Source organism: Nitrososphaera sp., assembly GCF_050748925.1.
GTDB lineage: Archaea > Thermoproteota > Nitrososphaeria > Nitrososphaerales > Nitrososphaeraceae > Nitrososphaera.
This window is the reverse complement of record NZ_JBOGQF010000159.1, coordinates 1-3614: the sequence shown is the minus strand read 5'-3', so window position 1 is coordinate 3614 and position 3614 is coordinate 1. Positions and strand designations below refer to the sequence as shown.

Here is a 3614-nt window from a genome sequence, read left to right as displayed (position 1 = left end):
GTGCATCACTACCCTGCCGGCCAACGCATGGTATGGGGCGTGTATCTTAATTACCGTTTAGCACCGAGACGCCCGGCATATCGTCGCCTGCAAGGTAGCGCAGCGACGCGCCGCCGCCCGTCGAGACGTGGCTCACCTCGCTTTCGTTGACGCCTGACTTTTTCATCGCCTCAAGCGTGTCGCCGCCGCCTACCAGCGTCCTGGCCCCGCGCCAGTACGCAAGGGCCATGCTTTTTGCAATGTTGACGGTGCCGTTTGCAAACGCCCTGACTTCGAACATGCCCATCGGGCCGTTCCAGAATATCATGCCGCTCGTGCCCGCCACCTCGGCAGAGTAGCGCTCGATAGTCTCGCTGCCGATGTCAAAGCCGGCCATGCCGTCTTGGATGTCGCCCTTGACCATAGATATCGAAGTGTCGGCCGGCGACACTGCCGCGACGTGATCGGTAGGCAGCATTATCTTGTCGCCGTATGCGTCAAGGGCCTTTGTGACCCACGGCAGGTGCTCGTGGTCAATGAGGGACTTGCCAGTCTTTACCCCCTTGGCTTTCAAAAAAGTGTATGCGGCGGCGCCTCCGATAATCACCTTGTCTGCCTTTGGTAACAAATGTTCAAGCGCGCCAATCTTGTCTTTGATCTTGACTCCGCCCACGACGACCTTGAACGGCTTGGGCGGGCTCTCGCGCATCATGGACAAATATTCGACTTCCTTCCTCAGGTTAAAGCCTGCAAGCCTGGTGTCAAACAGCCGTGCGGCGCCATAAGTCGACGCGTGCCTCCTGTGCGACGTGCTGAACGCGTCGTTGACGTAAATGTCCGCGACGCTTGCCAGTTGCTTGCAAAATTCAGAATCGTTTGCCTCCTCCTCCTTGTGGAAGCGCAGGTTTTCAAGTAGCAGTATGTCGCCCCTGTTCATCTTGCTTACTTCTGTTTCGACTGCCGGCCCGACGCAGTCGCCTGCGAACCTCACTGCCATCAGCCTGTCGACGATGCCTGCCAGGTGCTTGGCGACCGGCGCAAGGGTATAATCGCTGTCAGGGCCGTCTGGCCTGCCGAGGTGCGACGCCAGTATCACCTTAGCGCCCCTCTTTGCGAGATACTCGACGGTGGGAATGCTCATGCGGATGCGATAGTCCTCGCCTACGTGGCCGTTGCTCACGCTCACGTTGAAATCGACCCTGACAAGCACCCGCTTGCCGTCAAACTTGCCGTCTTCGAAATCCGAAAGTGTCTTCAGAGCCAAAGGACAAGCCCGGTAAAATCTTGGCGGTTAATTATCTTTGTGCGCGCATACTCTATTGCGGATGTTTGTTTTAGCCAAACAAATCTGCAATACTGGCACACGCAAGTCAAGCCAACATTTAATAAAAATGCGCAGCGATATTTGCACATGAGTTTCGTCCCAAAAAGGGTCCTTGGCAAGTTCATGCACGTTACCGACCAGCCGCTAAAGAGGCCTGGCGGCAAGTCGCTTGTCTATTTCATGGGCGCTGGCTTTTGCCCATTCTGCGCGGCCGAGCGCTGGGCCATCGTAAAGGCGCTGGAGCGATTTGGCAAGTGGGACGGCCTTGTCGAGGACAAGAGCGCGGGGCACGACGAAAAATACCTCAACGTCCCCACGTTCAATCTTGCGCGGGCAAAATTTGAAGGCGACGCGGTAGAGTTTATGGGAAAAGAGACTGCGGACCGCAACTTTGAGCCCCTGCAGGAGCTCGACGACAAGGACTATGAAATCCTCGACATGTACAACCCCGACCAGATGATCCCATTCTTGCTGGTGGACGGCCAGTACATGCAGGTGGGTGCCGGCTTTACGCCTGAGATGGTACAAGAAATGTCGCACGACGCAGTCCGGGCAGAGCTTGACAACCCAAATTCCGCGGTTGGAAAGGCGATGCGGGCAGAGATAGACAACATCACCGCGCTCTTGTGCAAGAGCACCGGAAGCAGGGGCAGCGCGTGCAGCGCCGACAGCGTCAAGACGTTGACTGCAAAACTGTGAGAAAGAGGAGGTTTATTCCTCTACCTTTGCCGCCTGCTCTTTGATCTGGGTGACCCTCGTCTGCGTCGGGCAGCCAAGCTTGCTTGAAGCGACCTTGAAGCCGTCCTTTGCAAGGGCCAGGTTTCCTGCGGTGACATATGCCTCGAATATGACCTGTCCCGGCCTCACCCTCGCTGCAAGGCCCGTTGCCTTGCCGAATGCGCGGCGCATGCCTTCCTGCAGACGGTCCGCGCCTGCCGTTGCGATCATCTTGTTCTCCCTGAGGATCACGTGCGGGTAGACCTTTAACATGGAAAAGAACGTCATGTCGCCGACAGTGGCCATGCGCTTGTTTGCAGCCAGCCTGGCTGCCTCAAGGGCGTTGTGACGGATCTGCATCTTTTCAGTCACGATGAGCTCGAGCTTATAATCATAATTGGGGCTTGCCTGACCGGATGCGAACCTGGCGATCTTTATCTGGGGCTTGCCTGCAATGTATTCGCGCCTTACATAAGGCATTCCACGCGTCTCACGATAATTAACTCCCTTCATATCTATCACTAAGTTTGAATGCTTAAATGTGGAAGTTTGCTCTGATTTAATCGTTATGTCCTCTGCCCCGCCATCAGGCAAAGAGCCCGAGGCTATCCCGGTGGTCGGGGTGCGTCTTGCAGGTGGCGCCAAGGTCCTCGTTGACGAAATCCGGTCGCAGGACGAGCTGCGCACCAAGGGCTTTGGCGAAAAGGAAGGGCAGGAGTACGTGCTAAAGCCGTACGAGGCGCTTTACCTGTTGCACACGGGGCGCCTTGAGGTCGCCGGCAAAAAGATGACGTTTGACTCTATGTTTGAATTGTTGCTAAAGTACGACAGAAACATCATGACAAAGTTCCTCGTCTACCGCGACCTGCGCAGCCGTGGCTATGTGGCAAAGGAGGGCTTTGGATTTGGCGACGACTTTCGCGTCTACGAGCGGGGCGAGTATGAGGTCAAGCCGGCCAGGTACGTCGTGTTTGGGATAAGCGAGGGAGCCAGCATCACGGCAAAAAGCTTTGCAGGCGCGGTCGAGCAGATAGAAAAGATGGGCAAGGAGGCCGTCGCGGCAGTGATAGAGAGGCGCGGCGAAGTGATATACTATAAGGCGTCCAAGATGCGCTTTGCGCAGAACAGGTACGACACCTCGATAGTGAAAAAGGATGACGGCGCGCTTTAAGGAAGTCTATTGCGCCGACTGCAAGCGCGTGCTGGCCCGCTACGCGATAAAGTATTTCACCGACGCCGACGTCAACGAGCTTGTCCACATACACTACTCGTCGCACATACGAGAAGGGCACGAAGTACAGACCCGGATGTCAGACTAAACGATTTATAGCCCTCCCTGCTTTTTACGGGCATGCAAGGCAACCTCTGCGAGAGGGTTATCAAACTTGACAAGAACATCCGCTTTGCCGGCGTGGTCAACAACAACGGCGAAGTCATAGAGGGCGGATTCCAGAAGGGCATACAACCCCTGCTCAACGGCACCGCCGAGCAGCAGATGTACGTCCAGTCCCTCTCAAACGTCATCACCCTCCGGCAGTTCAAGGAAAAGCTGGGCGAGTTTCGCTACAGCGTGACGGAGCACGACAAGGTAAAG

6 protein-coding genes are annotated in these 3614 nt (G+C 56.1%); 4 read left to right on the top strand and 2 right to left on the bottom strand.

What is annotated here, in order from left to right; all coding sequences use genetic code 11:
- Window positions 1–46: 46 nt before the first annotated feature.
- Window positions 47–1243, bottom strand: a complete 1197-nt coding sequence (locus tag ACREAY_RS10605) for a phosphoglycerate kinase (RefSeq protein WP_431755741.1) — start codon at window positions 1241–1243, stop codon at window positions 47–49.
- Window positions 1244–1390: 147 nt separating this feature from the next.
- Here ACREAY_RS10605 and ACREAY_RS10600 point away from each other — a divergent pair, with 147 nt between their 5' ends.
- A complete protein-coding gene (locus ACREAY_RS10600) occupies window positions 1391–2002 on the top strand; it encodes a DUF929 family protein (protein WP_431755740.1) in 612 nt (203 codons plus the stop codon).
- Window positions 2003–2014: 12 nt separating this feature from the next.
- Here ACREAY_RS10600 and ACREAY_RS10595 read toward each other — a convergent pair whose 3' ends face one another.
- On the bottom strand, window positions 2015–2533 hold the full coding sequence (locus ACREAY_RS10595; protein ID WP_431755739.1) for a 50S ribosomal protein L16: 519 nt from the start codon (window positions 2531–2533) through the stop codon (window positions 2015–2017).
- Between the two features lie 55 nt (window positions 2534–2588).
- Between ACREAY_RS10595 and endA the strand changes: the two genes are divergently transcribed.
- From endA to ACREAY_RS10580, 3 genes are all read left to right on the top strand, one after another.
- Window positions 2589–3191 (top strand): tRNA-intron lyase, encoded by a 603-nt coding sequence (gene endA, locus ACREAY_RS10590; protein WP_431755738.1) that lies wholly within the window; start codon window positions 2589–2591, stop codon window positions 3189–3191.
- Window positions 3175–3339 carry a hypothetical protein gene (locus ACREAY_RS10585; protein WP_431755737.1) on the top strand — a complete coding sequence of 55 codons (165 nt, stop codon included), beginning with the start codon at window positions 3175–3177 and terminating at the stop codon, window positions 3337–3339. The genes endA and ACREAY_RS10585 overlap by 17 nt, the downstream gene beginning before the upstream one ends.
- Before the next feature lie 32 nt (window positions 3340–3371).
- Window positions 3372–3614 (top strand): hypothetical protein (locus tag ACREAY_RS10580; protein WP_431755736.1); only part of this gene is annotated, 243 nt, incomplete at its 3' end.

Excerpts from the sequence above, each read along its gene's own strand:
- ACREAY_RS10600 (WP_431755740.1), top strand. The coding sequence starts at position 1,391 with ATGAGTTTCGTCCCAAAAAGGGTCCTTGGCAAGTTCATGCACGTTACC.
- ACREAY_RS10595 (WP_431755739.1), bottom strand. The coding sequence starts at position 2,533 with ATGAAGGGAGTTAATTATCGTGAGACGCGTGGAATGCCTTATGTAAGG.
- endA (WP_431755738.1), top strand. The coding sequence starts at position 2,589 with ATGTCCTCTGCCCCGCCATCAGGCAAAGAGCCCGAGGCTATCCCGGTG.
- ACREAY_RS10585 (WP_431755737.1), top strand. The coding sequence starts at position 3,175 with ATGACGGCGCGCTTTAAGGAAGTCTATTGCGCCGACTGCAAGCGCGTG.